A 24,695-nucleotide genomic window follows, 5' to 3' on the forward strand; every position below is an offset into this window, starting at 1 on the left:
TAAGCTCATTAAATCCAATGTATTAGAAACCCCGTCCGAAATTCACTTTGTCAAATCATCTATAAAGTTGTAATTTGCTAACTTTAAACTCCATTTTGAAATGAAGAAAAGAAACATCCCAAATAGTTGGAAATGGGTTACTATAGATGACATAGGGATTATTGTTAGTGGGGGCACACCTTCTACTAAAGAAGAAGAGTTTTGGAATGGAGATATCCCTTGGGTCACACCAGCTGATTTATCTAATTATGATAGTATCTACATATCTAAAGGGCAAAGAAATATTTCGAAGGTTGGATTAGAATATTCTTCAGCTATCAAAATTCCTAAAAATTCTATTATTTTTTCATCTAGAGCCCCAATTGGGTATGTTGCAATAACTAGTAATGATCTTGCTACAAATCAAGGGTTTAAAAATCTGGTGTTGCCAAGTGAAGAGCTAATCAATCCAAAGTTTGTCTACTATTATCTTAAAACTGTAAAAGAGATAGCAGAAAATATGGCAAGTGGTACAACCTTTTTAGAGTTGTCTGCTACTAAATTTAAACAAATTCCATTTCCGCTACCTCCCATCGAAGATCAGAATAGTATTGTTGAGAAAATTGATGAAATTTTTAGTCAGTTAGATAAAAGTATTGAGGATATTAATTCTGCAATAACAAAGATTAACCTTAGTAAAACCTCGATTGCTAAAAAGTATTTTAATGATATTAATGACGAAAAAAGGTATTTAGGTGAGATTATAGAGATTACATCGAGTAAGAGGATATTTAAATCCGAATATCTGGACAGTGGTATTCCATTCTATAGAATAAGAGAAATTGTCGAATTATCAAAAAACTATTCAACAGAAGAAAAGATCTTTATATCAGAAGATAGATATAAGGAAATTAAGGAGAAATTTGGAGTGCCTAAAAAGAACGATATTTTATTGACAGCAATTGGCACAATTGGCGAAGTATATATTGTAAATGGTGACAACCCGTTTTATTTTAAGGATGGAAATATATTATGGCTTAAACTCAATGAAAAAATAGACTCTATGTTCCTGAAATTATGTTTACAAAACGAAATTAGCCAAATTAAACACTTTAGTGGGTCAACCTATGAGGCATTAAATATTGAAAGGCTTAAGTCCATAAAAATACCTTTCCCCAGCTTGGATGTGCAGAGGAATGTTAGTTCAATAATAGAGCATAATTTATCAAATCTCAAAAAGCTAGAAGAAGACCTAGAAGATCAAATTAGGAAGACTAAACTACTATATCGAAAAACTTTACAATATGCGTTTCAAGGAGAATTATGCCCACAGTCTAAGTCTAATAAGCAGGTCATTTTGTCGCTAGAAAAAATAAAGAAAGAAAAGGATATATATATACTTCAAGAAAAAAACAGGAGTAAAAATAGAACCAAGATACAAAGAATGGAAAGAGAAAATTTATCTATTATGCAGGTTTTGGAAAAACAGAAAACCCCAATATCTTCAAAAGAATTATGGCAAGATTCGATGTATAGGGATGATATCGAGAAGTTCTATTCAGAATTAAAGAAAATTCAACATAGAATAATTGAAGAAAAATCAGAAAGGGGTAGTTTAATTTCTTTGAAATGAGGATTGACAGTTTATACATTGAAGATTTCAAAAATCTGAAGAAATTTAGAATCGATTTAGATGAAAAGGAGCTTAATACGGTTTTGCTTGGGCAAAATGCGACAGGAAAATCAAACTTTATTGAAACTTTAGTATTGATTTTTAAATATCTCGACTTGAGTAAGCCAGGTTCTACTCCAAGATACCCTGAATTTGAATATGAATTAAAATATAAATGTAGAGATCATAATATTAAAATTGAATGTAAAAAGGATCAGAAGACCGAGAGATTTAGTTATGATATAAATGTTGATGAGGTTAAGCAATCTTACAAATCATTTTTTACCAGTAAAGAAATATACTTGCCTAAATATGTTTTCACTTATTATTCTGGTATAAGCAATAAGCTAAAAGATCATTTTGATGAAAACCAGAGAAACTTTTATAATAAAGCCAAAGCAAAAGGAGTAACAAAAGAAGATGTGGAAGATTTTCGAAGAATGTTCTATGTTCAATTAGTTCATTCATATTTCGTACTGCTTGCGTTCTATACTTTTGAAGAGAAAAAGACGAGAGACTTTTTATCTGAATACCTAAGTATTGAGAACTTGGAGTCTGTTTTGTTTAAATTTCAAAAACCTGAATGGCAAAAAAAAACAAACTTTCAAGATGAGTTTATGTGGGGGGCGGAAGGTTTGGTTCGAGAGTTTTTGGAAAAACTTTGGGAAATTTCACTTGCGCCAATTGATTTATTAGAAGATTATAAAGAAAGTTTTAGGGATTCATCAAATAGGCAAAAGGAATATCTATATCTCTTTGTTCCAACTAAAGAGAAACTACAAGAACTAAATAAGTTTTATACAACAAATACCGAACTTTTTAAAGCATTAGAGAGCACTTATATTTCTGATTTAATTCATGAAGTAAGAGTAAAAGTAAAAAAAGTGAATGTTGGTAATGAGATAACTTTTAGAGAATTAAGCGAAGGTGAGCAACAACTACTCACAGTTTTAGGACTTCTTAAATTTACAAAAGATAAAGAGACTCTTGTGTTATTAGATGAACCCGATACTCACCTAAATCCTTTATGGAAGTGGCGATATTTGGAGTTGCTAAATGATATCTATAGAAGTGACTCTGATACAGATAGCATAGATGATACTACACAAATAATTATAAATACTCACGACCCTTTGGTCATAGGTGGCTTAAAAAAGGAACAGATAAGGATTTTTAGAAGAAATCCAGATAATGGGCAAGTTGTAGCTGAGCAGGCAGAAAAAGATCCTAAAGGTATGGGCGTCGCTGGAATATTGACAAGCGAATTGTTTGGATTGCCGACCATATTAGATCAAGATACTCAGCTTCTTTTGAATAGGAAGCGATTTTTACAAGGTAAACTCATGAGAAATGATATTACTTCTAACGAATATGAGGAATACAAATTAAAAAAATCGCAGTTAGAGGAATACGGTTTCTACGAAGAAGTAGAGGATAGATGGTTTCAAATGTATTTGGCGGAAATGTCTAAGTATGAAATTATACAGCAAATTGAATTTACAGATGAGCAAAAGAAAATGCTTGATGAAGCTAGTAAATTAGCTGTCGAGAAAATTCTTAAAGAAATGAATCAAGGAAATAATGAGATACATTGACATTTCAGATTTTGAAGAAACATTCAATCGATTAAATCCAGATACTACCTTCAAAGAATGGGTAAATGTAGCGAGCCAACACCTAGAAAATATTAGGCTTTTGGATGCTAGAGGACGTAGTGATTACTGGGCTAAAAATAATTATTGGCGAGAGTTGTATTCAACCCTTTCAGAATTATCTGGACATAAATGTTGGTATTCAGAGTCGCCTGAAAACTCATCTGAATGGGAGATAGAACATTATAGACCTAAGGCTCAGTCTAAGAATGAGAGCGGTGTAGTAATAAGAGAAGATGGTTATTGGTGGTTATCTTACTACTGGAAAAACTTGAGATTAGCAGGCAGTTTAGTTAACAAGCTCAGAAAAGATAGATTTGAAAACAATAAAGAGGTATATGGAAAAGGAAATTACTTTCCTTTAGATCAGAATTCATTGATAGCGGGGCCAGAAGATTATATTTGTACTTGTGAGACCTCTTTATTAATTGACCCAATAAATCCAAGTGATGTTACGTTGATTTCCTTCGATAGCAACGGCGATGTTTATCCTACATATAGTGAAGAAGAAAATCTTTTAAATAATAAAAAGGCTGTATTATCGATTAAATTCTATGGACTTGATCATTCCCCCATTCAAAGAAGTAGAAGTAAAATATGGCAGAAGTGCGAATCTATTCTGGAGACAACAAACAATTATATCAAATATCATAATCCAACTCAATTACAGATCAATTTGAAGATAAGTGAAAGTTACTTTGAATTAGTAAGTCTAACTAAAAAGAGCGAACCATATACTATGGTAGTCAAATGTTTTATAAAAGAAAAAACTAAGGATAAAAATAGTTATCCATGGCTTGAAAATATTAATACAGTGTTACAATGAAATCAAACAATTTAGTAGCTAAAATATGGTCATTTTGTGACACGCTAAGAGATGATGGAGTTAGCTATAGTGATTACCTTGAACAGATAACATATCTGTTATTTCTTAAGATGGCAGATGAGTACTCCAATCCCCCATATAATAGAGATTTTAATATACCTAAGAATTGTGATTGGCAGTTCTTCATTAACCATCCTATTGAAGGTCTAACTTTAGATTATATTAATGCATTGAATTCTTTGTCTCAATCAGGGAAGATGCTGGGAAATATATTTAGTGGTGCACAAAACAAAATTCATGATCCTTATAAATTAAAAAAACTCATTGAACTTTTAGATGAGGACAATTGGGTGTCTGAGGCTGTAGATATAAAGGGGGATATATACGAAAGTTTGTTGCAGAAAAGTGCTGAAAGTAGTGGTGCTGGACAATACTTCACTCCTCGTTCTATTATCAAAGCTATTGTTGAATGTATTAAACCGAAGCCTTTAGAGACTATTTCAGACCCAACATGTGGCACAGGCGGTTTTTTTCTCGGAGCAATTGAGTACTTAAATAGTAGTTACGGAAAGGAATTACAAGATACTAGTAAAAAGGAATTTTTACAATTCAGGACTTTTGAAGGATGGGATATAGTACCGTCGACAGCGAGGTTATGCTTAATGAATTTATTTTTACACGGTGTAGGAGATATGAAAGAAACTCCTGAAATTAAAGTGGAAGATAGTCTGCTTGAACCGATAAAAAATAGAGTGAAAATTGTGCTAGCCAATCCTCCATTCGGAAAAAGCAGTACTTATACTATAACTAATGATGAAAAATTAGCTAAACAGGAAGCTTATATTCTGAGAACCGACTTTTGGACCACTACGAGTAATAAGCAACTCTGTTTTGTTCAGCACATTGTTAATATGCTGGAAGAGAATGGTAGGGCTGCAATTGTTCTACCAGATAATGTTTTATTTGAAGGGGGGGCTGGTGAAGTGATTAGGAGGAAAATATTGGAAGAAACAAATCTGCACACAATTTTAAGATTACCAACGGGAATTTTTTATGCGAACGGAGTAAAGGTCAATGTCTTGTTTTTAGAAAAAAAGAAAAGGGAGAAAGTGCCTAATACTAAAGATGTTTGGTTTTACGATTATAGAACAAATGTACATCATACACTAAAAAAACATCCGTTGCAATTCGAGAACTTAAAAGCATTCATTTCATGCTACCAAGCTGAAAATAGAGATAAAACAGATGATACTTGGAGTGAACAAAACTTAAATGGTCGATTTAGGAAGTATACTTATAATGAGCTTATATCACGAGATAAAGTTAATTTTGACGTCCTTTGGTTAAAAGATGATAGTTTTGTAGATTTAGATAGTTTGCCAGAACCAGAGCTTTTAGCTCAAGAAATAATTGATAGTCTAGAAAGCTCATTGAACAGTTATAAGGAGGTTGTCAGAAGTTTAAACCAGACGTAGATTTCTCTTAGAGCTACGACTTTAACATTTCTTGTTGATGTTAGCCAAGAAGAAAGCCCTATAGGGAAAATTATAGGGCTAAATACTTCAAAATACCTATGCTTTAAACTTTTATTACTCTGTAGATGCTTCAAAGATTAATATTCTATCCTCAAACAAGGATATTGGAAATACGCTTATAAATTCGGAAAAATTAAGGAATGAGAAACTTATATCATAGCACTGAAATTGATATTTGCCTTTTTCACGACCAGATTGCTCCAACTTGAGCTTCTTTTCAAAGGATGTATCACTCTCCGTTTTTCTTTCGGGGGATAAATTGAATGAATTTTTACTCTTTTTCAGATGATAATAATTGTACCCTTCTATTTTAAAATCAAAGCCACACAACTTATCTTCAAGCAGTACATACTTGCTTTTTGAATCAACCTTAACAATAGGTCTTTCAGTCAATTTCAATAGCACTTTTAATTTTGCTGTAATCATATTATCATCGGACAATTTAAGGTCAATACTGTTTAAGCTTTGATTGCTAGGACTTAGTCTCAGAGAAGTTATGTTTCCTAATGTATCCCACTGCCCTATAATTTTGAATGAACTGTTCTGATAATAGGGGTTTTTTATTCTAAGGAAGACTGTATTATTCTTTTGTGTTAGCTTATCAATAATTAGATTTGAAATATTCGTTAAAGCCTTATTTGTGGTGTCTATTTTTGGAAAATTGTTCAATTCTTTCAATCGATATATTGACTTTGGATTGTTGAACTTTTCAATTCTTAACTGTTCTTGCTTTGCCCTTTGTTCCATGTCTTCTTTCGCTTTAGCCTGTGCTAATATAGCTTTAGCCTTTTCATTTACTTTTGTTATTTCAGCACGCTTCTTGTTAAAAAGATTTGCTTCATTTTGCGTCATAGCTCTCTCAGTAAGCACAATACTGCGTATACAGCTAGATGGAAATAAGGTCGTGCCTGGGTAGAAGGCGATTTTCTGACTACTAAATTTCCAATCTAAGCTTTTACGAAGATCATTCATTCCCATATCGTTATTTAGCAAATAATAGGGTTTAACTTGATAAACATCATCGTGATCATGATTAATCTCACTGAAAGTAAATCCGATAGTTTTTGGCCCAGATTGATATTCTTCAAGGCTTTCGTAATAGGAGATACCGTACAGGTATTTCGGGTTGGAATAGGCAGCCGCATTACATGCAGAGCCAGACCTAAATACGCCGTCAGATAAAATAAGCTTATGAAATTTAGTGTTTGTGAGTTCTACCACTTTTCCCTCTGGAACAGTATACCTGAACAATTGATTGATTTCAACTTCTTTTGTTTGAGCAAAACAAACTAGATTAAAAACAAAGCTGGACGCAATTAATATGGAGCGAAGCATAAATTAAAATTATTACCTCCGTTCCTCAAGGTGGTTTAAAATAAGCAGAGGTGGAACTAATAGTAGTCTGCGGAAGAGGTACTGGTATACCTAAAGTGCAAGACAAAACTATAGCCCACCTCATAGGTGAGCGTATAGTTGATATCTTTTGCACTTTTAAAAATTACCAGTTTTCTTCCGCAAAATTCAACTAACGCAATGCTGTTGTTATATGTAATATTTTTTCTTTACTCTATTCTATAAGCAATTATATTTATGGCTAATATCCAAAATTGTTTTGATAACTTAAAATGGGAGAAAACCAAGCTGAAAAACCGACAAAACCGACAATTTTGCAAGTTTCCCCATTTAAACAATATGAGAGGTGTCCGTATTGTAAAAGTCTTGGGAAGAAGCATTTTATAAGAGGCAAAAAATGTCAATATAAATGCAGCAAATGCAATCGGTATTTCACTCATAGAGCAAATTACACTAGAATTGATGATAACGACAATTTTGATCGGTTATTCAAAGAATATCTTATTTGTAAAAGGAAGAGTATCAAGATTAACTTAAGCCAGTTACTTATAAAGTATCCTGATCTTTCAAAATCATCACTATATAGAAAGAGAAATTACATCGTACTCGTTGAAACAATATTGCGAATAGCAAGGAAAAAATCAGACATTCGAATATTTAAGGTTCTTAAAAGCAGTGTTCAATTAACACTTAATGAGGGGAATTTAAAAATTGAATTTATTGAAATTCAACTTATAGCTTCTAATCCAGATAATGTTCAGATTGCTTTAAAAGTTAACGAAGTTGATTTTTTTGAAGAAATGTGTATTAGAATAAGTTCGGTGTATAAACCAATGATTAAGAAAGATCAGTTGCGATTAGATATAGCTAAAAGTAGTTTTGAGAGTTTTTCGGATGAATTTTTAAATAGCCTCAGAAATTCCCACTTGCGGAATGAGGCTTGGAGATTTTAGAGGTAAAAAAAGCCTTCATGATATAAATTTCAAAGCATACGACATGCTAGTTACATAATAATGTGCGGCGCAAACAAAGCTGCTAAATATTATGGAAACTATAAATTACGGCAACCAAATCTATGTAGCCACAACGAAGCTGAAAGTCCCTGAATATTACCAAGGGAAAGAACTGGCAAAGCAAAAGCAAAAAGTTAAGAAAAGTATCGAGAAGTATGGCGTCAAGCGGACTTTAGTAGTGAACCAACGAGATGACGGCACAAACATCATTATTGATGGAGTCCAAATTTTTGAAATAGCTAAGGAAATTGGCATAGCAGAACTACCCGTATTTTTTGTCGAATTAGGCTTGGAAGATGAAAAACTGTTATCGGTAACATTGAATCAGAAAGCAAAAGCCGATTTATCTGAACAGCAAATAATAGATTTAGTTGGGCAAATATCCTTTGAAAGCTTTTTTGCAGATGAAATTAAAGCTATCGATTTCAATGCATACTTCTCGCCCGAAACAGTATTGCCAAGAAAGCTTACGGTTAAAAAATCCATTAAAAGGATAAGCATTCCGCTTAGCGAAGAAAGTAAAATCAAATTCTATGAAATTGTAGAAGAATTGAACGCACCAACTTTTACTGATGCGATAGAAACCTTAATTGATATATATAATGATTGGAAAGAAATATTACAAAAAGATCAAAGAGATGAAAGTTTATAGTAGAAGCCAAGCGATGGAGGCACATATAACAAAGGACTTAATAGATCATAGTTGCCTTGTTGAACTAGAAGGAGCGCCTCCGATACTGTATATTGAAGATCAGCATCCTGCTTTAGAACAATTGCCGCTTTTGATAAATAAAGTCACATTCAATGCATCAAATAGGGCTGCAAACAAAGGACAGAAAAGCATTTTGTTTGGAGCTGTTAATGGCAAGATTAATAAACTTGGCTTTTGTACGCAGGGCGCATTGTATTCCAACAATCCCGAGCTAGATTATATCCTGTGTAATGATTTCGCTATTGCCTTTGATAATATTTTAAGGGACAAGTTACCACAGCGACATAAGGTTGGCAAAGTATTAATTGATAAACAAAACCTACATTCTCAATATAGATTTTGTAAAACTAATTACACTAGTGGTATTATAAATGTTGACAGTGCCTTTAACTATCATGTAGATGATTTCAATCTTGATAATACGTATTCTTCAATGGTAGTATTTAAAAGGGATATGATTGGGGGACATTTGATATTTCCTGAATATGGTATTGGATTTAAGTTGAATAATCAGTCTTTAATACATTTCTGTGGCAAGAAATTACTACATGGTGTTTCTCCCATTGAAAAATTGGATGAAGGCGGTTACAGAATTTCAGTTGTTTATTATGCATCAAAGGATTTAAACCATTGTTTACCTTACGAACAGGAACTAAATAAAGCTAAATCAAAACTATATGTTAGGTAATCCAAAAACAGTTCGAAATAAGGAGAAATTTCTACAGCAGTATTTCTTATCGGGAATGAATACCTCTAAGGCTAGTGAGATGGCAAAGCTATCAAGACAACATGTTTACGACTGGATAGCTAATGACAGTGAGTTTAAGAAAAGACTGGCTGATATAGACAAGAAGTTTGAAAATTATGCCTATAGCCAACTTATGGTTAAGGCGTGTAACAAAGACAGTAAAGCCTTAAAAGTATTATATGATAGAAGCTTGAAAAATACACCATAAGGTGTCAATTGTTTGATTATTAAATTTTTATGTGTAAAAATTTTTAAAAACAAAAAACTCGTTGGTTATTAGCCATAAAAAATAAAACGTTATGAAATTGACTTATTCAGTGCGCCCTGTGTTAAGGACGGATAAAAAAAGAAAAGATGGAACGTGTCCTATCCACTTTTCGGTAAGAGTTGGACAATATGTTACCAGAATGCCTTCAGGTAAGTATATTAATGAAAAGGACTGGGACAGCAAAAATAACTGCCCTAAAAAGAAAGATAAGTTCCTTCAACTGTTAGCTACTTATCTCAACAAAAAAGCAAGTGGATTTGAAACCTATATGCTTACTCAAGAAAGTTTGGGCAAACCGATTACATTAACTGTTGCTATGAACTACTTTAGAGATAATACAAAAGTTAACCTATTTGATTTTTGGCAGCAACAAATAACCCTTTGGGAGTTCTCAAAAGAGTATAATACTTTGAAATCTTATAAATCGGGTTTGAACATCATCAAACAATTTAATCCGAAAATGAACTTTGGAGACATAAGCTATGATTTAATCCAGAGATACGATGTTTTCCTAAGAAAAGTTAGAGGAAATCAAGATGGAGGATGTTATACCAAACACAAGGTTTTTAAGGCAATTATCAATGAAGCTATTCGTAAAGGTTACATGGATGTAAACCCGTATAAAGATTTTCCTATAAAAGCATCAAAGGGTAATAGAGAGTTCTTGTCTATTAATGAAGTTAAGAAGCTGATGACGTATGAAGTTGATAAATCAAATGAGACCTTGACACGTGTCAAAGACCTATTTTTATTCAGCTGCTTTACTGGCTTGCGTTATTCTGATGTAATGAATATCAAACTGGAGAACATCAAAGATGAACCCTCAAGAATTGAGATAAAAGTTCAAAAGACAGATAGACCGTTAGCAATACCTTTAATGCCAAATGCCAGAGCAATACTTCAAAAATATAATGGTTATGCAATTAAACCTAAAACGTCATCGGCTCTACCGCAGATGGCTAACCAAGTGGTAAATAGAGGGCTTAAAGATTTGATGAAATTGGTGGGCATTAATAAATCGATAAGTTTTCATTGCGCAAGGCACAGTTTTGCAAGTAATTTAATAGAAAATGGTGTTTATATCAGCCACGTCAAAGATTTGCTTGGACATACTAATATTGCTCAGACCCAAATTTATGCAAAAAGTTTATCTGAAGACCTTTATTCTTCAATGGATAAATTGAATGACGTGTATCACCATGCGATTTAACATCAGAGCTAATAAAATAAAAAGTATTTAATCCATTTGGTTTCATTTTGATGGATTAAATACTTACTAAAATGGATAAAAGATAATAACAACATGAGTAAAACGCTACAGCCAGCGAAGGTCAATTGCGCAATTAATAGTTTGATGTTCGAAAGAAAAGTTCAATTAAGAGTAAATGCCATAGTTTATAACGAGGAGTTGATTAACTACATGAAATCTACCGTAGAATCTCAAAAGAAAATTAAAGATAAGCTATATATTCTTTATCTTTTCAAAAGGGTATTTGCAACATCGGTAAGAAATCCTGACAAAAAACATTACTATTTCTTTGAAAATGAGTACTTGTTGGATAGAAATACTTTTGACGTTGATAAATGGCTAAAGGTTGAAATTGAGTTTTATAGAAATGTTCAGTCTCTTGAAAAAGAAGTACCACATCAAGTAGTACCTGAAATTAAAACCGATTTTGATATCAAATGGATTACTGGCGATGAAGTGAAGAAGCGTTTCAATTGGAGTAGAAATACTTTAAGCAAACGAATTGCAGAAGGTATGCCTTGCCATGCAAAGGGAAACACTAAACTTTTCGATTTAGAAGAGATAGGAGAGTGGTTTAGAAAAACTGCAGATTAATGTTTTTTCTTTTGACAGCGCAATTATTAATCATGGGTCTGACTAATTACTCATCTTAAGTCGGAAAGACCAAAATTCAACAAATTTTATATGAAAAGTAAAAAACAAGGTAAGGCGGTAGCCTCGCCAACAAGACAGTACTGCCCAATTTGTAGCAGGTATGTTAAAGCATCAACACGTTATCCAAATTACATTTGTCTGAAATGTCAAGAATTAGCGGTTGATGATAATGAGCAGAAAGTAGCTTACCACAACACCACAAACGATGGTCATGGATGCGAAGGAATAGTTATAACAACCAAGGAAAAAACATCAAATGCTTGCTTCATCAAAGGTGTTAAGGTAAAGGTTGAAGAAGCATATTTGGGAGGTATAGTCTTTCTCCCCTTCAAAGCTCAAAAGCCCAAAAAGAAAACCTCAAAAGACTGAAACGAACTTTTGAACTCTTAAAAAGACAGTTGATGATGCTCAAGATTCTTCGGTATCTTATCGCAATTTGAGCATCATCAAGCTCTTTTGAAGTAGGAGGGCAATTCTTGTATAAACTATTTTTTGATTAAGAAAAAGGTCGATGACAGCGTATGGTCATTATAAATTTCCAAAGTTACTAATCTATGCCGTCCGAAAGGAAAGGCATTATCAGAACATGTATATATACATGAATAACATGTTACCTGATAATGGAATGTTGATGAAAACAGTATATCAATGACTGATGTTGAAGAATTGTCTGATCTGTTGAAATCATCTGATAAGGCTTCAAAACATTAAAATATCAAATTATTTAATGAAAAGTCTGATAATCACTTCAAGAACCAAGAATTAATGATTTGATGAATCTCAAGAACTTCAAGCATAAATTAGTTGAAGATGGGATAATAATTGTGAAATGTCATGCGCAGACCGATTTTCTCAAAATTCTAAGTTCTTTCAAATGAAAGCTGATGATCTTTAATCTGGATAGCTAGGCAATTAAACTTAATCAATTCTATTGACTTTTTATTGCCTTAGAAGAAAGAACTACCCTAAGGTCAGGTAAATAGACACGGAGGTTAAAATCGTTGAAATCTCAAGAGATTTAGGTGCCAAAAGGACGTCCGCCAATAGTTTCAATATTTACTAAATTATCAAAATCACACTTCGTACAATGTTCAATTAACTCACTTTCAGTTTTGCCAGAATAAATCTCAAGGCTCATACTTCCGCAATTAGGGCATCTTGGCTCAAGATCAAACCCAAGATACTTCATGAAGAGATTCTCAAATATCGATACTGTTGAAGCAGCTAATATGATGCAGATTTTGCAATCTGGAAAGTTCTTGTAAGCAGAATGAACAATTTCAGAAGAATAACTCCAAGCCATGTCACTCATCTTTCTGGCATGACTACGCAAAGTAGCATTGTTAGACCCAGGAGCGTATTCATCAATAAATAGTTTTGCTATGCCTTTAAAGTCTCCATTTTTTAATTGAGCTTTTTCAACAACTTGACCATTTCTTTTTGTAAGCTCATGAGCTAAGGCTAACAGACTTTCTCGGCAAATAAGTCCTATAGCTTGCATTTCCTCAGCTTCCATACCTATATGTAGTCGATCAGCAGCGAGCGTTAATTTTCTTCTTATTGCATGAACTTGTTCAAGGTCTAATGGTAATTCAGACAATACATTACTCTCTTCGTTTTGTCCATGTTGAAGACGTTGAACTATTCCAACATGAAAAGAATAGACCTCATCTGCAGTGAAATAGAATGTATCTTGCGGATAAAGGTTCATAGGGACACGCAGTCCTTCGGCAATCCACCATGCACCTTTATTTGTTTTAACATTCCAAATATTAGCTTTGATACCACCATCATCAAAAGTTCCTTCAACTTGTAAGTACAGTACTTTGGAAATTTTATTCTCTTTCAAATACTTCTTTATTCTTTTTTCAGTGTCTTTTCTTTCTTGTGGTGTCATTATATCCGACAATTAAGAGTGGTCAATTTTATGAAACATAAATATAATTAATTCCAAAATAATTACTTGCGACGTATTCTTTTCCAATTCTATTGGCTTTTTAGTGCTCTAGAAGATGGAACAACGTTAAAAGCAGGTAAAGAGACAACCGAAGAATTATCGTTGGAATCTCAAGAGATTTTATTGTAAAAACTCAATTTATGGTTTAATAGCAAAAAGATTATTCAGTTTAATTTGATGAAGTGAAAGTGATACTGTAATTTCAGAAAAATTTAACTGTATGAAAACGCTCACTCCTACTTTTGAAAGTTTCCAAGAGTTTTACATAGAATTTGTTGCTCCACTCAAAAATAATAATCCTGAATACATAAGGCTTGATGGACAGACTACTGGCTCTACCAGAGGTGCTGCGGCTTATTTCAAATATAGGGGCAATAAATGGAAAGTTGATGCAGATACTCAAATCGACAAACTGAAAATAGCCTTTGAGCTTCTTCAACGGGGCGAAGATCCATTTTTGATAAAGCCAACTCAAAATAATACTGGCGAATGCCTCATCATCAAAGAACAGCCTTTGAGGAATAAGAAATTTTATGTCTATAAAATAGTTTGATTATGAGTTTTTCAAGAGAAGAGTTGAAGATCAGAGATTTTGATGCTCAACAAAAAATAGCTCAGGCTCTTGTAGATAAGTTAGAGCAAAATCAGAAACTAACTGCCGCAGAAGCAAGCCATATTTGTGGAAGACTAAGACTTTTTCATGATGAACAGGGCAGAGAATTAGATGCGTTAAAATATCCTCAATGCAATGATTGTGTTTTTCGAGATAAGTATCTTTTGTATTTTAATAACCATGAAGGGTGGAACCTTGCACTTGATTTTAATGGAGAAATAAGTCAAAATCACAAAAGAGATGATGTTGAATTCCTGAATAGCCATCATTTATCTTGGGAAATGGATGTAGTAAGTAACCTTCGTTTAAAAGATGAAATAAAAAGACATATCGCTATTGAAACTAATAGACAAATCAAATCATTAAAAGTTTATTGTCAACAAATGGGTTATGGTAGCAATCGTTTTGAGTATTTAAGAAAGGGGCTAGTTCTACATAGCAAATTCATTTATTTAACAGTTCTCGAATATTATGACGAAGGAAATCCGAAAGAAGAGATTTTATCGATATGCAATTATAAATTCGTAATTGACAGCTTTGTTTACATTCATGTGCTTTTTAGACATTATGCACAAATAGTTAAAGAGCATCAAACAGATAAGTCCTATCATTCTATTCGACATTTTGACCACACGAACTTACCAAAGGAAATTTTAAAAATACTGGTTGAATTTTCTGGTATTGTTGATTGTAATCGGTTCGATAGAGAAAAAGTTTTCTTCAAGATAGATGATACCAATTTTGCTCTTTGGTATAAGGAAATAGAATTTAACAAAAGAGGCAAGCCCAAAGAAAAGGTAATGCAAATTCAAACTTTATACCCTGTAGAGGCAAAAAGAGATTTAGAGAAAATACAAGGACTAAACTCTGTAAAAGTTGATGATAATCTCTGGTTTTACTTATAATAACTATTTATTTATTGATCATACATAATGCTCGTTGCTTATGACAACTGAACTATTGAGACAACATCAAATGGTGTTTCTAAATCATTTTGATAATGATAGGATAACATCAATTGAAGAACTTTTAAAGATATTCTACTCAGAATTTCCGATTGATAATATAAAGAGACTTTCGAAAGAAAATTATGTACTCGGCAGGCTTTATGTAGATCAAAGTGAAAGTTTTTGCTACTGGATGGAAAAAAAGTTAGAAAATTTTGGAAAAATATCTGGTAGTAATGCCAGTCAATACGGGGTGTTTTATGGGCGATATGGCAAGAATACAGAAAAAGAATATAGAGGTGCAAAAAAGTATGGTAGTGATTTTGATACAGCGTTTCATAACCTAAAAATTAAAATTTCAGAGCTGCTGTTATCGGGGTCAATAGAGGATTATGCAGCCATTTCTAGGTCTATAATACCTGATAAGTTCAAAGGGAAATTGCTGGCAACATATTTTCCAGACAAATATCTAAGTATTTATTCTAAAGAGTATCTTGACGAAATATTAACGTATTTCAACTTAGATGATGAAGGTAGCCTAAATGAAGAGCCTATTTATAATCAGTTGAGGTTGATAAAATGGAAAAATGAAGATGATATAATGAAATCATGGTCATTAATGAAATTTGCAATGTTCATAAATGATGAACTATACACATATCTATACAACGTAACAAAAGATAATGAGCAGGAGAAAGTGCCTAAATTTCCAGAAATTGGAAATTTGAATATTAGTTTGATAACAAACTTGCAGATTGATAAAGATTTTATAAATACAGGTTCAAAAAGCAACGTAAGTGACTTACCATTAAAGAAGCAAGACTACGAAAAATTTAATCTTAGAAAAAAAGCTATTGGTGACCGTGGGGAGCATATCGCTAAAATATGGGAAGAAATGTATTTGATAAAGAATGGGAGACCTGATTTAGCAAAAAAAGTTACCTGGGTTTCAAGGGACACTGATAGTTTAGGATACGACATCTTGTCTTGGGGTTTAGATGGTAGGAAGAAGTATATTGAGGTAAAGTCAACTACGAATAAAAAAGCTGATCCAAATTTTTTTATAACATCGTTCGAATTGTCTCAATCAGAGAGTCTGACAAACTACTTCATTTACTATGTATTTGATGTGTTAGGTCTATCTCCTAAAATATGGAATCTGGGAAACCCTTTCTTTCCAAAAGTTAGAGGTGTAGTGATGAAACCAACTTTATACAAAGTAAGTATTAAGTCAAAGAAGGTATAAAAAATGGGGTAAATTCTAGGGTAAATTCATCTGAAAAGGTATAGTGCAGTTTTGGGCAATTTTGGTTCAAAATCACATTTTTTGCTGACAATAATTGAGTTCAGAACTCTGCTCGGGGCTACTTAAGGAAATACCATACTTACGGTATTTCCTTTTTTTATATTGCTAAAAATATATTACAATTAGTTGCATATCTTCCAATATCAGTTCGACATTTTCCAGCCAATTAACCTATGCCAAAACAAATTTGCGTCTAAAAAAAACCTATCAAGCTTACGCTGGGAAACTATTTGACTTGTTTCGAATTTTCCTTACGGATCAACCTCAGCAAAGGAGCAACATAAAATTTTTAGTACAATTTTACAGGGTGCCGCTTTAAGCATCCAGCAGGAATCATAGCACAACTACGGGCTTCTTCAACACGGAGATTTAAGACATCAAAATACGGGAGAAGGTATTCCTATATAAAGGAGTTACCCTTCAATCCATTTCCTAAACTCGGCTGTTGTAGCTGTCGAGGTGGTTAAACGTTGGGACTGGTTAATTAATTTAATGGAGATCCGGTCGTTGAAGTAAGGTTCTATTGATTCAATAAAATTGATGTTGACCATCTCGCCCCTATTGATCTTAAAGAAGATATTAGGATTCAGTTTTTCGGCCAAATCGGCAAAACGTTGCCTAAATTCATAGGTTTTTCCCTTATTGTCAACTGCGTGGCAAATACCTAAATGCGTCGAAATACTGACGATGTTTTTAACTTCCAATAACAACGTATTGGCATTTGCCTTAACCAAGATCCTTTCTTTGTATCTGTGGTTGATCTTACTGATGGCGGACGAGATACTTGCCCAATCTATAGGTTGGTTTTTAGATGCCAGCCGGTTAAATTTGCTCATGGCAGCTTCAAAACTTTTGTAGCTAATAGGTTTTAGTAAATAAGCGATGCCGTTACTGTCGAAGGCCTCTTGGTAAAAATCGTTGAATGCTGTAGTAAAGATAATGGGACAGGTAATGATATCTCGCTGCAGCGAAGTGAATACATTGCCATCTAGTAACTTGATGTCGCAAAACACTAAGTCTGGCATTTTATGTTCAGTAAACCAGGCTAAAATCTCTTCATTACTTTTTAATACCGTTGCAACAGTAATACTGCTATCGTATTTTTCGATATAAAAAAGAAGCTGCTCGGCATTAAGGCTTTCGTCTTCTATGATTACAATGGTCATCCCTATTATTTTATCTACTGGTAATTACTGGTATCTTTACCACAAATTTATTGTCAATAGCCTGATAGTCCAAGACTTTGTCAAACAAGAGTTGATATCTTTTGGCAACGTTGGAAAGTCCCAGTCCTGTGTTGGAAATCATTTCTACAGGTCTAATCGGATTGGTAATCACAATTAGATTTTTCTCTCTCCTGATCTCTATTTGTAATGGTAACGTATCGCTGCTTTGGTTGTGTTTTATGGCGTTTTCTAGGCAAATCTGCAAAGCAAAAGGAACTATATATCCATCTTGGTCATCTATTTCAAGTTTGATTTGGTAGGCACTCCCGAAACGTTTGGTAGTTAAAGCTAGGTACTTTTGCAGAAATGATAGTTCGTCTTTTAATGCTACGCTATCGGTAGTATTGTGCAATAAAAAGTAACGGTAAACGTCAGCAAGGTCTTCGATAAAATCCTCAACTTGACTTGGATCTTTGCGAATTAACGAAGATAGTATGCTCAGGTTGTTGAATAAAAAATGAGGTTCTATATTTTTCGTCAGCATTTGAAGGTGCATACTTTCTAGCTCTATTTTAGAATGGGCTAGTTTCTCCTTTAAGGCGTTGGTTTCTGTAAAAAATAGATAGGCAATGGTAAAACCTGAAACATATAAGTGGGAAAAGGAAATGGAAAAGATAAAATTGGTTTGTAACAAGGCAAAAGTAGTATTTCCACCGTAGTAGGCCCTAACAGCGATATGAAAAATTGAAGTGAAAATTGCAAATAGCGGAATGGTCAACAGAAAAGCATAGACAAACTTAAACCTTCTAATTTTCCATCTGCTTAAAAGTTTCCAGGCAATCAGCGTGCAGCCCAACGAGCCCAAGGTATTAAGGTAAGTGGTAATATGTGTAGGAAGATCATAGAAGTTGATATCTCCCCACATCCTGGTAACGTAATAGGTAAGCGTTTGCAGTGCGTTCAGTAAAAAAAGTACCAAAAGAAAGGCAATGGCCGCGATTATTTTTTTAAGGGACATGTTTCTATTGTTCGTTATTTTAAAAGGTGGACTGTTGGTTTTGTATGGTTCAACAAACCAACAGCCATCAAATATCTAGGTTATTTAATTCGATTTGCCTCTTCAGCTACATTTTTTTGTCTGCTAGTTTTTAGCTTTCCATTGCCAAATTTATAACTTAAATTGATACGGACGCTTTGGTAATCGTATTCATTTTGGCCATTTAAGCTAGCATTGTTATTAATCTGCCTGTAAGCAATCTCATTTCCCTTGCTGATAATTGTAGAGGCAGTTAGTCCAACATTTAGCTGTTTGGCAAGAAAGCTTTTTCTAAAAGCCATGGTCAAAAAACCGTAGGCATTGGTCTGTAATGTACCATCAAAACTTGGGAAACTTTGGGTATAATTTAACTGAACGATATTGGTGCCGCCAAGTTTAAATGAATTGTTTACAGAAATATTAGCACCTGCACCATTTGTGGAAGGAACTAAGGTTTCATCTTTCGATGTTGTGCGTTGCCAATAATATCCTCCACTAAATTGGCTCTCCAGATTTTTGACCTTCCCGAAGGTGTAGTTTGCATAAACACCATATTGATAGCTGTTCAACAGGTTGTAGTAGCTGTATCTCTGTGTTTTGCCATCATCCAAGAAATTGGCGAAGTAACTGATTTGATCATGGTTGGTAGAATGATAAAACGTAGCGCTAAAATTTTGGTTATTCGTATAAGTAAATTCGACGTTATCAGAGAATGATGGCATGAGCAATGGATTGCCCTCTACGTATTGCAGCGGATTGATGAACCATTGGAAAGGGTTAAGCTGATCTAGTTTTGGCCTATTCACCCTTTTCGAGTACTTGATCGAATAGCTGGCCTTGTCAGATTGGTTATAACTCAGATATAAGGTAGGAAAAAAATTGCCGTAGTTACGTTTGATCTTGTCTGCATTGGATTGGGACTTGCCATCGTATCTGGTGTTTTCATAGCGTAATCCACCCTGTGCGCTCCATCTTTTGCTCAATTTCATTTCCGCAGAAACGTAAGCAGAAAAGATATGTTCGTTGTAATTGAATACGTTGGTTAGTGCCTCGTTTAGGGCAGGTTTTTGGTTAACGATATCAAAAAAACGAACATCACTGTTGTTGTCTAAAAAAGCATGACGTAAACCGGTTTGCAAGCTTAGTCTTTTTAATGGCAGGTTAAAATCTAGGTTTGATACACCTAACCTATATTTATTTAGAGAGGTGTTTTTGGTTGCAGCAAGCACATTATTGTTGTTGATCTGATTATTTCTGTCGTTGCTGATATTGTTATCCAGCCACTGAAAACCTAATTCGAAAGACTTTCCTAAGGTATCTAGTTGTTGGTTTAGATAGGTATGCAAGCGATGATAGTTCCCGTTGATGGTTCCATATCCATTATTAAACAGTTGGGTGTTAAGTTGCGCATTGTTGTAGAACAAACTTTTGGATTGATCATTAGAGGTAAAATCAGAACCATTAAATTCATAAATGGCCGAAACATCTGTTTTAGGGCTTATCTTGTAGTTGATATTGATTGACGGGGCAAAATCTTTGGCAAGCACCTGTTTGTCCTGTCTATTATCGCTTAATGAACTGCTGAAAATGTTTTCATTCTCTTCATAAGCATTTATTCTGTTGTAGTTATATAATAGACTAGAACTTAGACTAAACTTTTCTGTCTGATAGTTGATGTTGGCGCTGTTTCTGGTTGAGAGCTTACTACGTTGGGTAGCGGCCAAATTAACAGTTCCATTTAATCCCAAATTTGGATTTTTCTTTAGGATGATATTGATCAATCCCGAATTTCCTTCGGCAGCATATTTTGCAGGTGGTGTGGTAATAATTTCTACTCTAGAGATCTGTTCGCTAGATATGGTACCTAGATAGGCAATCAGCGCTTCTCCACTTAGTGCTATTGGTCTGCCATTGATCATCACATTTAGATTGCTTTTTCCAGCCATGCCGATATTGGTCTCATCTACTTTTAACAGTGGCGTGTTTTTTAGCGCATCTAAGGCATCGCCCCCCTGTGCTGATAATGAATTTTCTACATTAAACACCAGCCTATCGGTTTTTTGTACAAACAATGGCTTTTTTCCTGAAATAGTTACTTCTTTCATCATCGTCACATCGTCTTCCAAGATGATGTTTGGGAATTGAAATCCATCAGTTTTGGTATGGTCTATTTCAATTTTACTACTGTTGAACGTTTTGAAACCAATAGCTTTAACCCTAATAAAGTAAATGCCCGATTGCGTAGTTTTAAAATTGAATTTACCTAAGCTATCAGTCAACGTATAATTCGTTGAAGTGCTATCTTTCATGTTGATTAGCAATACTGGCGTGTAGGGAATGCTTGCATTATTTTTATCTAATAATTTACCCTGGAGGCTGCTTTGGGCATTTAGTTCTGTATTGGCAAATACAATTAGGATAATAACTGTTAGAAAGTGTTTCAATAGTGTCTTCATTAGCTGGTTTATTTTATTTACACTGCTAAATTCTAAAAGAAGACAAGGTTTAAATCATAGTTTTCAATGAATTGAGGGAAACTTGCTATGAATTTAGGAAAAACGTAAATGGATTATAGCTCGTTTTTTACTTTATATGGATAGAATAGTTGTTGAACAATAATTTCTTTTGCTTGGATGTGGGACTTTAGCCGCAAAACTGCTCTTATATAGTACATAAGATAAAACTGTATGACTAAGATAAATAAACTAATGGCAGTATTTATACTGCTATTGAGCAGCTCGCTGTTTGCCCAGAAATCAGATTTTGTTGCTAAAACCTTTAAAACGGCAGCCCCATTATATGATAACTTATTAGCAAAAACTAAAGGTAATTTTATTGATTATCCTCACAGTTTGTATCCTGATGGGAATTTGAAATACCTACAAATAGATGAGTGGACAGGTGGTTTTTGGCCAGGCGCCTTATGGTATATGTACGAATACACTAAAGATACTAAGTGGAAAGATGCCGCACTAGCTTGGACACATTCCTTAGAAAGCAACCAGTTTAATACCTCGCACCACGATATAGGTTTTATGATGTATTGCAGTTATGGCAACGCACTTCGTTTTGTGAAAGATGAAAAATACCCTCAAATACTTTTACAGTCGGCAAAATCATTAGCTAAAAGATATTCTCCGGTGGTGGGCAGTATCCAATCCTGGAACGAGCGTAAATCAAAAGGCGATATCAATACTTGGGAATATCCGGTTATTATGGACAATATGATGAATTTGGAACTATTGTTTTATGCCAGTAAAATCAGTGGCGATACGAGCTACAGAAATATTGCCATTAAACATGCCGAGCAGACGATGAAAAACCACCTTAGGACCGATCATAGTTCGTACCATGTAGTGAACTATGATCCAAAAACTGGAAAAGTTCTGCATAGGCAAACCTTGCAGGGCTTTTCGGATAATTCTACTTGGGCAAGGGGACAAGCTTGGGGAATTTATGGGTTTACGGTAGTTTACAGAGAAACAAAAGATCCACGTTTTTTAGAAGCTGCCATAAAAATGGCTGATTTCTTTCTCCAACATCCAAATTTACCTAAAGACAAGGTACCTTATTGGGACTTTAACGTCGGTCAGCAAGGATATAAACCAGATTGGCATTTCGATCCAAAAAAATATGCGGAGGTGCCAAGAGATGCATCGGCGGCGGCCATAGCAAGTTCTGGTTTGCTAGAATTAAGTACAATGCTGAAAGCAGAGCAAGGCAAGAAGTATTACAATGCGGCCGTTAGCATGTTGAAATCCTTGAGCAGTGATAAATATCTAAATGTAGAGCGACAAAATCCCTACTTTTTATTGAAACATAGCACAGGAAACTTTCCTTCTGATAGAGAAATTGATGTGCCATTGATATATGCAGACTATTATTTTCTGGAAGCACTTTTACGATATCAAAAAATAAGCAAGTAATTCAAATTTAAATTAGTTAAACAGCACCTTGTAGTTATCATGGCAAGGTGCTGTTTTTGTTAAATCGAAAATATTAGATAGATTTGATTGGATGCTTCCTCAAGTATGATTAGATCAACAGACAGTAGTATAGACGACCAATATTTATTAGAACAGATGAAGATCGATGATGAATCGGCCTTTCATCTACTTTATGAAAAATATTGGGAGCAAGCATATAACGCAGCCTACAAACGATTGAAGGATGCAGATTACGCCAAGGATATTACGCAAGACATCTTTTTACAACTGTGGTCTAGACGATATGATTTGCAAGTGGCTTCAGTACCAGCATACCTTTATACGGCTATCAGAAACAATGTTTTCAAATGGATGGAGAAGGAGCAGAGGTTTACAACAATTCCTGATTTGTTAGAAATTTTGGTGCAGGAAAGCGACCAAGCTGACGTAGAGTTATTACGAAAAGAATTTATGTTAAAGTACGAGGCACTGGTAGACAGTTTGCCTTCATCGCAAAGAACTATCTTTAAACTTAGGTTTCACGAAGATCTTTCTACCAAAGAAATCGCCGAAAAACTCGATATCAGTAGAAAAACCGTACAAAACCAATTGGGTAAGAGCGTAAATCAGCTCAGGGATTCGCTAGATCTACTGTACATTGTCGTTTTATTGCACCTCGGAAAATAATTTTCTTTTTTTTGTGGGACTTTTTCGTGTTAGTCGGTCTTGTTGATATGGGCTGTCTATATAAGCTGCCGTAACCAAGATGGATAAAAAAATATTTCTAGAAATTTTAGCGAGATATAACAGAGGGGCTGCCAATAGGGAAGAGGTAGAGTTTTTAGAAGCATACTACGAACTATTTGACGCCGAAGGAAATATCCTTAATGGTCTAAATTCACAAGAAAAATTAAATATAAAGAATGAGATTTCAGCAGGTCTTTTGCTCGAAATTTCCAACCAAAAACAGAAGAAAATACCATTTTATTATTCGAAATGGTGGTCTGTAGCTGCAGTTTTAGTACTGCTAACTTCACTAGGTATCTTTTATTTCAAAAGCGAAAAACCAAGGGTTTTAATTACTCAGACCAAGAAAGAAAATATCATCAAGCCAGGTGTTAATCAAGCTATATTGACCTTAGCAGACGGCTCTACCATTGGCTTAAATGAAAGTTCTCATGGTGTTGTTGTAGAAGAAGACGGTTTAAAAGTTACCAAGGGAGCCGATGGAAAGATCAGTTACGATGTAGAAAAAGATCTAGTGCCAAGTATCAATACAGTGGCTACACCTAGAGGTGGGCAATATCATTTAGAATTGCCAGATGGAACAAAAGTTTGGTTAAACGCTGCTTCATCTATCAGATTTCCAACGCGGTTTTCTGGAAAGACTAGGACGGTAGATGTTACTGGTGAAATTTATTTCGAAGTCGCCAGTAACAAGGAGATGCCATTTCTGGTACGCACACATCATCAACAGATAGAAGTATTAGGCACACATTTTAATGTGAATGCTTACGAGGATGAACTTGATGAAAAGACAACGCTAATTGAGGGAAGTGTAAAAGTGGCCAAATTGGATAAAGCTGCGAACGAAAACACCCTATGGAAAGTATTGCGTCCGGGCCAAGAAGCATCAATAAAGCAAAAAGGTACCCAGATAACCGTTGCAGAAATTGATACCGATGTGGCAGTTGCATGGAAAAATGGCTATTTCAAATTTGATAAGGCAGATATTCACGCGGTGATGCGCCAGATAGCTAGGTGGTACGATGTGGAGGTTGTGTATGTCGGCGCTAAAAATGAAGATCTTTTTGTGGGAGAAATGAAACGTACCGAAGATATTAGAGGTGTATTGAAAATATTGGAACTAAGTAAAATAAAAACTTCCATTAAAGGAAGAACAATTGTCATAGCCAACTAAACAAACAAAATCAAACTTTATGAATACCTAAGAACCAAATTAAATAGGCTAAAAAAAAACCGGAAGTGCGGGAACACTACCGGTTTAATCTCCCAGTGGGAGGTGTTTGGCCCAAACCAAAAAAACTGTGTAAAGAACTTTCAATCAAAGACCAAACCTTAC

22 protein-coding genes are annotated in these 24,695 nt (G+C 34.3%); 17 read left to right on the forward strand and 5 right to left on the reverse strand.

All coding sequences use genetic code 11. The features are described from left to right. The first annotated feature begins 100 nt into the window (after positions 1–100). From DUT71_RS20155 to DUT71_RS02715, 4 genes are read left to right on the forward strand one after another with little or no spacing between them, the layout of a single operon-like run. A complete protein-coding gene (locus tag DUT71_RS20155) occupies positions 101–1,612 on the forward strand; it encodes a restriction endonuclease subunit S (protein ID WP_162795920.1) in 1,512 nt (503 codons plus the stop codon). Beyond that, complete coding sequence (locus tag DUT71_RS02705) at positions 1,609–3,246, forward strand: AAA family ATPase (protein WP_113660965.1); 1,638 nt, start codon at positions 1,609–1,611, stop codon at positions 3,244–3,246. The genes DUT71_RS20155 and DUT71_RS02705 overlap by 4 nt, the downstream gene beginning before the upstream one ends. Next, the gene (locus tag DUT71_RS02710) at positions 3,233–4,129 is read left to right on the forward strand and encodes a hypothetical protein (RefSeq protein ID WP_113660966.1); all 897 of its coding nucleotides are present in this window, start codon (positions 3,233–3,235) and stop codon (positions 4,127–4,129) included. Before DUT71_RS02705 ends, DUT71_RS02710 begins: the two co-directional genes overlap by 14 nt. Next, positions 4,126–5,604 (forward strand): type I restriction-modification system subunit M, encoded by a 1,479-nt coding sequence (locus DUT71_RS02715; protein WP_113660967.1) that lies wholly within the window; start codon positions 4,126–4,128, stop codon positions 5,602–5,604. The genes DUT71_RS02710 and DUT71_RS02715 overlap by 4 nt, the downstream gene beginning before the upstream one ends. 114 nt (positions 5,605–5,718) lie before the next feature. On the opposite strand, the gene DUT71_RS02720 is transcribed toward DUT71_RS02715, so the two are convergent. Continuing rightward, entirely contained in the window at positions 5,719–6,999 is a 1,281-nt protein-coding gene (locus DUT71_RS02720) for a hypothetical protein (RefSeq protein ID WP_113660968.1), read from the reverse strand. A gap of 290 nt (positions 7,000–7,289) precedes the next feature. On the opposite strand from DUT71_RS02720, the gene DUT71_RS02725 reads away from it, so the two are divergent. The 7 genes from DUT71_RS02725 (at position 7,290) to DUT71_RS02755 (ending at position 12,030) form a co-directional block, all read left to right on the forward strand. Next, entirely contained in the window at positions 7,290–7,970 is a 681-nt protein-coding gene (locus DUT71_RS02725) for a hypothetical protein (RefSeq protein ID WP_113660969.1), read from the forward strand. Between the two features lie 91 nt (positions 7,971–8,061). Then, on the forward strand, positions 8,062–8,682 hold the full coding sequence (locus DUT71_RS02730; RefSeq protein ID WP_113660970.1) for a ParB N-terminal domain-containing protein: 621 nt from the start codon (positions 8,062–8,064) through the stop codon (positions 8,680–8,682). Continuing rightward, positions 8,633–9,430: a hypothetical protein gene (locus DUT71_RS02735; protein ID WP_113660971.1), complete on the forward strand. Its 798-nt coding sequence runs from the start codon at positions 8,633–8,635 to the stop codon at positions 9,428–9,430. Before DUT71_RS02730 ends, DUT71_RS02735 begins: the two co-directional genes overlap by 50 nt. Next, positions 9,420–9,698 (forward strand): helix-turn-helix domain-containing protein, encoded by a 279-nt coding sequence (locus DUT71_RS02740; RefSeq protein ID WP_113660972.1) that lies wholly within the window; start codon positions 9,420–9,422, stop codon positions 9,696–9,698. Before DUT71_RS02735 ends, DUT71_RS02740 begins: the two co-directional genes overlap by 11 nt. Before the next feature lie 91 nt (positions 9,699–9,789). After that, positions 9,790–10,968 carry a site-specific integrase gene (locus DUT71_RS02745; protein ID WP_113660973.1) on the forward strand — a complete coding sequence of 393 codons (1,179 nt, stop codon included), beginning with the start codon at positions 9,790–9,792 and terminating at the stop codon, positions 10,966–10,968. A 93-nt stretch (positions 10,969–11,061) separates the two neighbouring features. Then, positions 11,062–11,601: a hypothetical protein gene (locus tag DUT71_RS02750; protein WP_162795921.1), complete on the forward strand. Its 540-nt coding sequence runs from the start codon at positions 11,062–11,064 to the stop codon at positions 11,599–11,601. 90 nt (positions 11,602–11,691) lie between these two features. Then, entirely contained in the window at positions 11,692–12,030 is a 339-nt protein-coding gene (locus DUT71_RS02755; RefSeq protein ID WP_113660975.1) for a hypothetical protein, read from the forward strand. A 649-nt stretch (positions 12,031–12,679) separates the two neighbouring features. Here the strand turns inward: DUT71_RS02755 and DUT71_RS02760 are convergent. Next, positions 12,680–13,558, reverse strand: coding sequence for a hypothetical protein (locus tag DUT71_RS02760; RefSeq protein ID WP_113660976.1), 879 nt, complete (start codon positions 13,556–13,558; stop codon positions 12,680–12,682). Positions 13,559–13,838: 280 nt separating this feature from the next. On the opposite strand from DUT71_RS02760, the gene DUT71_RS02765 reads away from it, so the two are divergent. From DUT71_RS02765 to DUT71_RS02775, 3 genes are read left to right on the forward strand one after another with little or no spacing between them, the layout of a single operon-like run. Beyond that, complete coding sequence (locus DUT71_RS02765; protein WP_113660977.1) at positions 13,839–14,171, forward strand: hypothetical protein; 333 nt, start codon at positions 13,839–13,841, stop codon at positions 14,169–14,171. Between the two features lie 2 nt (positions 14,172–14,173). Continuing rightward, complete coding sequence (locus DUT71_RS02770) at positions 14,174–15,136, forward strand: hypothetical protein (RefSeq protein WP_113660978.1); 963 nt, start codon at positions 14,174–14,176, stop codon at positions 15,134–15,136. Positions 15,137–15,176: 40 nt separating this feature from the next. After that, a complete protein-coding gene (locus DUT71_RS02775; protein WP_113660979.1) occupies positions 15,177–16,424 on the forward strand; it encodes a DUF3883 domain-containing protein in 1,248 nt (415 codons plus the stop codon). Between the two features lie 473 nt (positions 16,425–16,897). Here DUT71_RS02775 and DUT71_RS02780 read toward each other — a convergent pair whose 3' ends face one another. The 3 genes from DUT71_RS02780 to DUT71_RS02790 form a co-directional block, all read right to left on the reverse strand. Further along, positions 16,898–17,650 (reverse strand): LytR/AlgR family response regulator transcription factor, encoded by a 753-nt coding sequence (locus DUT71_RS02780; RefSeq protein ID WP_113660980.1) that lies wholly within the window; start codon positions 17,648–17,650, stop codon positions 16,898–16,900. A 10-nt stretch (positions 17,651–17,660) separates the two neighbouring features. After that, a complete protein-coding gene (locus tag DUT71_RS02785; protein WP_113660981.1) occupies positions 17,661–18,668 on the reverse strand; it encodes a sensor histidine kinase in 1,008 nt (335 codons plus the stop codon). An 80-nt stretch (positions 18,669–18,748) separates the two neighbouring features. Continuing rightward, complete coding sequence (locus tag DUT71_RS02790; RefSeq protein ID WP_113660982.1) at positions 18,749–21,142, reverse strand: TonB-dependent receptor; 2,394 nt, start codon at positions 21,140–21,142, stop codon at positions 18,749–18,751. Positions 21,143–21,373: 231 nt separating this feature from the next. Between DUT71_RS02790 and DUT71_RS02795 the strand changes: the two genes are divergently transcribed. The 3 genes from DUT71_RS02795 to DUT71_RS02805 all read left to right on the forward strand — a co-directional run bounded on the left by DUT71_RS02795 (position 21,374) and on the right by DUT71_RS02805 (position 24,533). Beyond that, a complete protein-coding gene (locus tag DUT71_RS02795; RefSeq protein WP_113660983.1) occupies positions 21,374–22,612 on the forward strand; it encodes a glycoside hydrolase family 88 protein in 1,239 nt (412 codons plus the stop codon). A 105-nt stretch (positions 22,613–22,717) separates the two neighbouring features. Further along, complete coding sequence (locus DUT71_RS02800) at positions 22,718–23,299, forward strand: RNA polymerase sigma factor (protein WP_113660984.1); 582 nt, start codon at positions 22,718–22,720, stop codon at positions 23,297–23,299. A 79-nt stretch (positions 23,300–23,378) separates the two neighbouring features. Beyond that, entirely contained in the window at positions 23,379–24,533 is a 1,155-nt protein-coding gene (locus tag DUT71_RS02805; protein ID WP_113660985.1) for a FecR family protein, read from the forward strand. Positions 24,534–24,695 lie beyond the last annotated feature (162 nt).

Source organism: Pedobacter nanyangensis, from assembly GCF_003313505.1.
Taxonomy (GTDB): Bacteria; Bacteroidota; Bacteroidia; order Sphingobacteriales; family Sphingobacteriaceae; genus Pedobacter; species Pedobacter nanyangensis.

Excerpts from the sequence above, each read along its gene's own strand:
- DUT71_RS20155 (WP_162795920.1), top strand. The coding sequence starts at position 101 with ATGAAGAAAAGAAACATCCCAAATAGTTGGAAATGGGTTACTATAGAT.
- DUT71_RS02705 (WP_113660965.1), top strand. The coding sequence starts at position 1,609 with ATGAGGATTGACAGTTTATACATTGAAGATTTCAAAAATCTGAAGAAA.
- DUT71_RS02710 (WP_113660966.1), top strand. The coding sequence starts at position 3,233 with ATGAGATACATTGACATTTCAGATTTTGAAGAAACATTCAATCGATTA.
- DUT71_RS02715 (WP_113660967.1), top strand. The coding sequence starts at position 4,126 with ATGAAATCAAACAATTTAGTAGCTAAAATATGGTCATTTTGTGACACG.
- DUT71_RS02720 (WP_113660968.1), bottom strand. The coding sequence starts at position 6,999 with ATGCTTCGCTCCATATTAATTGCGTCCAGCTTTGTTTTTAATCTAGTT.
- DUT71_RS02725 (WP_113660969.1), top strand. The coding sequence starts at position 7,290 with ATGGGAGAAAACCAAGCTGAAAAACCGACAAAACCGACAATTTTGCAA.
- DUT71_RS02730 (WP_113660970.1), top strand. The coding sequence starts at position 8,062 with ATGGAAACTATAAATTACGGCAACCAAATCTATGTAGCCACAACGAAG.
- DUT71_RS02735 (WP_113660971.1), top strand. The coding sequence starts at position 8,633 with ATGATTGGAAAGAAATATTACAAAAAGATCAAAGAGATGAAAGTTTAT.
- DUT71_RS02740 (WP_113660972.1), top strand. The coding sequence starts at position 9,420 with ATGTTAGGTAATCCAAAAACAGTTCGAAATAAGGAGAAATTTCTACAG.
- DUT71_RS02745 (WP_113660973.1), top strand. The coding sequence starts at position 9,790 with ATGAAATTGACTTATTCAGTGCGCCCTGTGTTAAGGACGGATAAAAAA.
- DUT71_RS02750 (WP_162795921.1), top strand. The coding sequence starts at position 11,062 with ATGAGTAAAACGCTACAGCCAGCGAAGGTCAATTGCGCAATTAATAGT.
- DUT71_RS02755 (WP_113660975.1), top strand. The coding sequence starts at position 11,692 with ATGAAAAGTAAAAAACAAGGTAAGGCGGTAGCCTCGCCAACAAGACAG.
- DUT71_RS02760 (WP_113660976.1), bottom strand. The coding sequence starts at position 13,558 with ATGACACCACAAGAAAGAAAAGACACTGAAAAAAGAATAAAGAAGTAT.
- DUT71_RS02765 (WP_113660977.1), top strand. The coding sequence starts at position 13,839 with ATGAAAACGCTCACTCCTACTTTTGAAAGTTTCCAAGAGTTTTACATA.
- DUT71_RS02770 (WP_113660978.1), top strand. The coding sequence starts at position 14,174 with ATGAGTTTTTCAAGAGAAGAGTTGAAGATCAGAGATTTTGATGCTCAA.
- DUT71_RS02775 (WP_113660979.1), top strand. The coding sequence starts at position 15,177 with ATGACAACTGAACTATTGAGACAACATCAAATGGTGTTTCTAAATCAT.
- DUT71_RS02780 (WP_113660980.1), bottom strand. The coding sequence starts at position 17,650 with ATGACCATTGTAATCATAGAAGACGAAAGCCTTAATGCCGAGCAGCTT.
- DUT71_RS02785 (WP_113660981.1), bottom strand. The coding sequence starts at position 18,668 with ATGTCCCTTAAAAAAATAATCGCGGCCATTGCCTTTCTTTTGGTACTT.
- DUT71_RS02790 (WP_113660982.1), bottom strand. The coding sequence starts at position 21,142 with ATGAAGACACTATTGAAACACTTTCTAACAGTTATTATCCTAATTGTA.
- DUT71_RS02795 (WP_113660983.1), top strand. The coding sequence starts at position 21,374 with ATGACTAAGATAAATAAACTAATGGCAGTATTTATACTGCTATTGAGC.
- DUT71_RS02800 (WP_113660984.1), top strand. The coding sequence starts at position 22,718 with ATGATTAGATCAACAGACAGTAGTATAGACGACCAATATTTATTAGAA.
- DUT71_RS02805 (WP_113660985.1), top strand. The coding sequence starts at position 23,379 with ATGGATAAAAAAATATTTCTAGAAATTTTAGCGAGATATAACAGAGGG.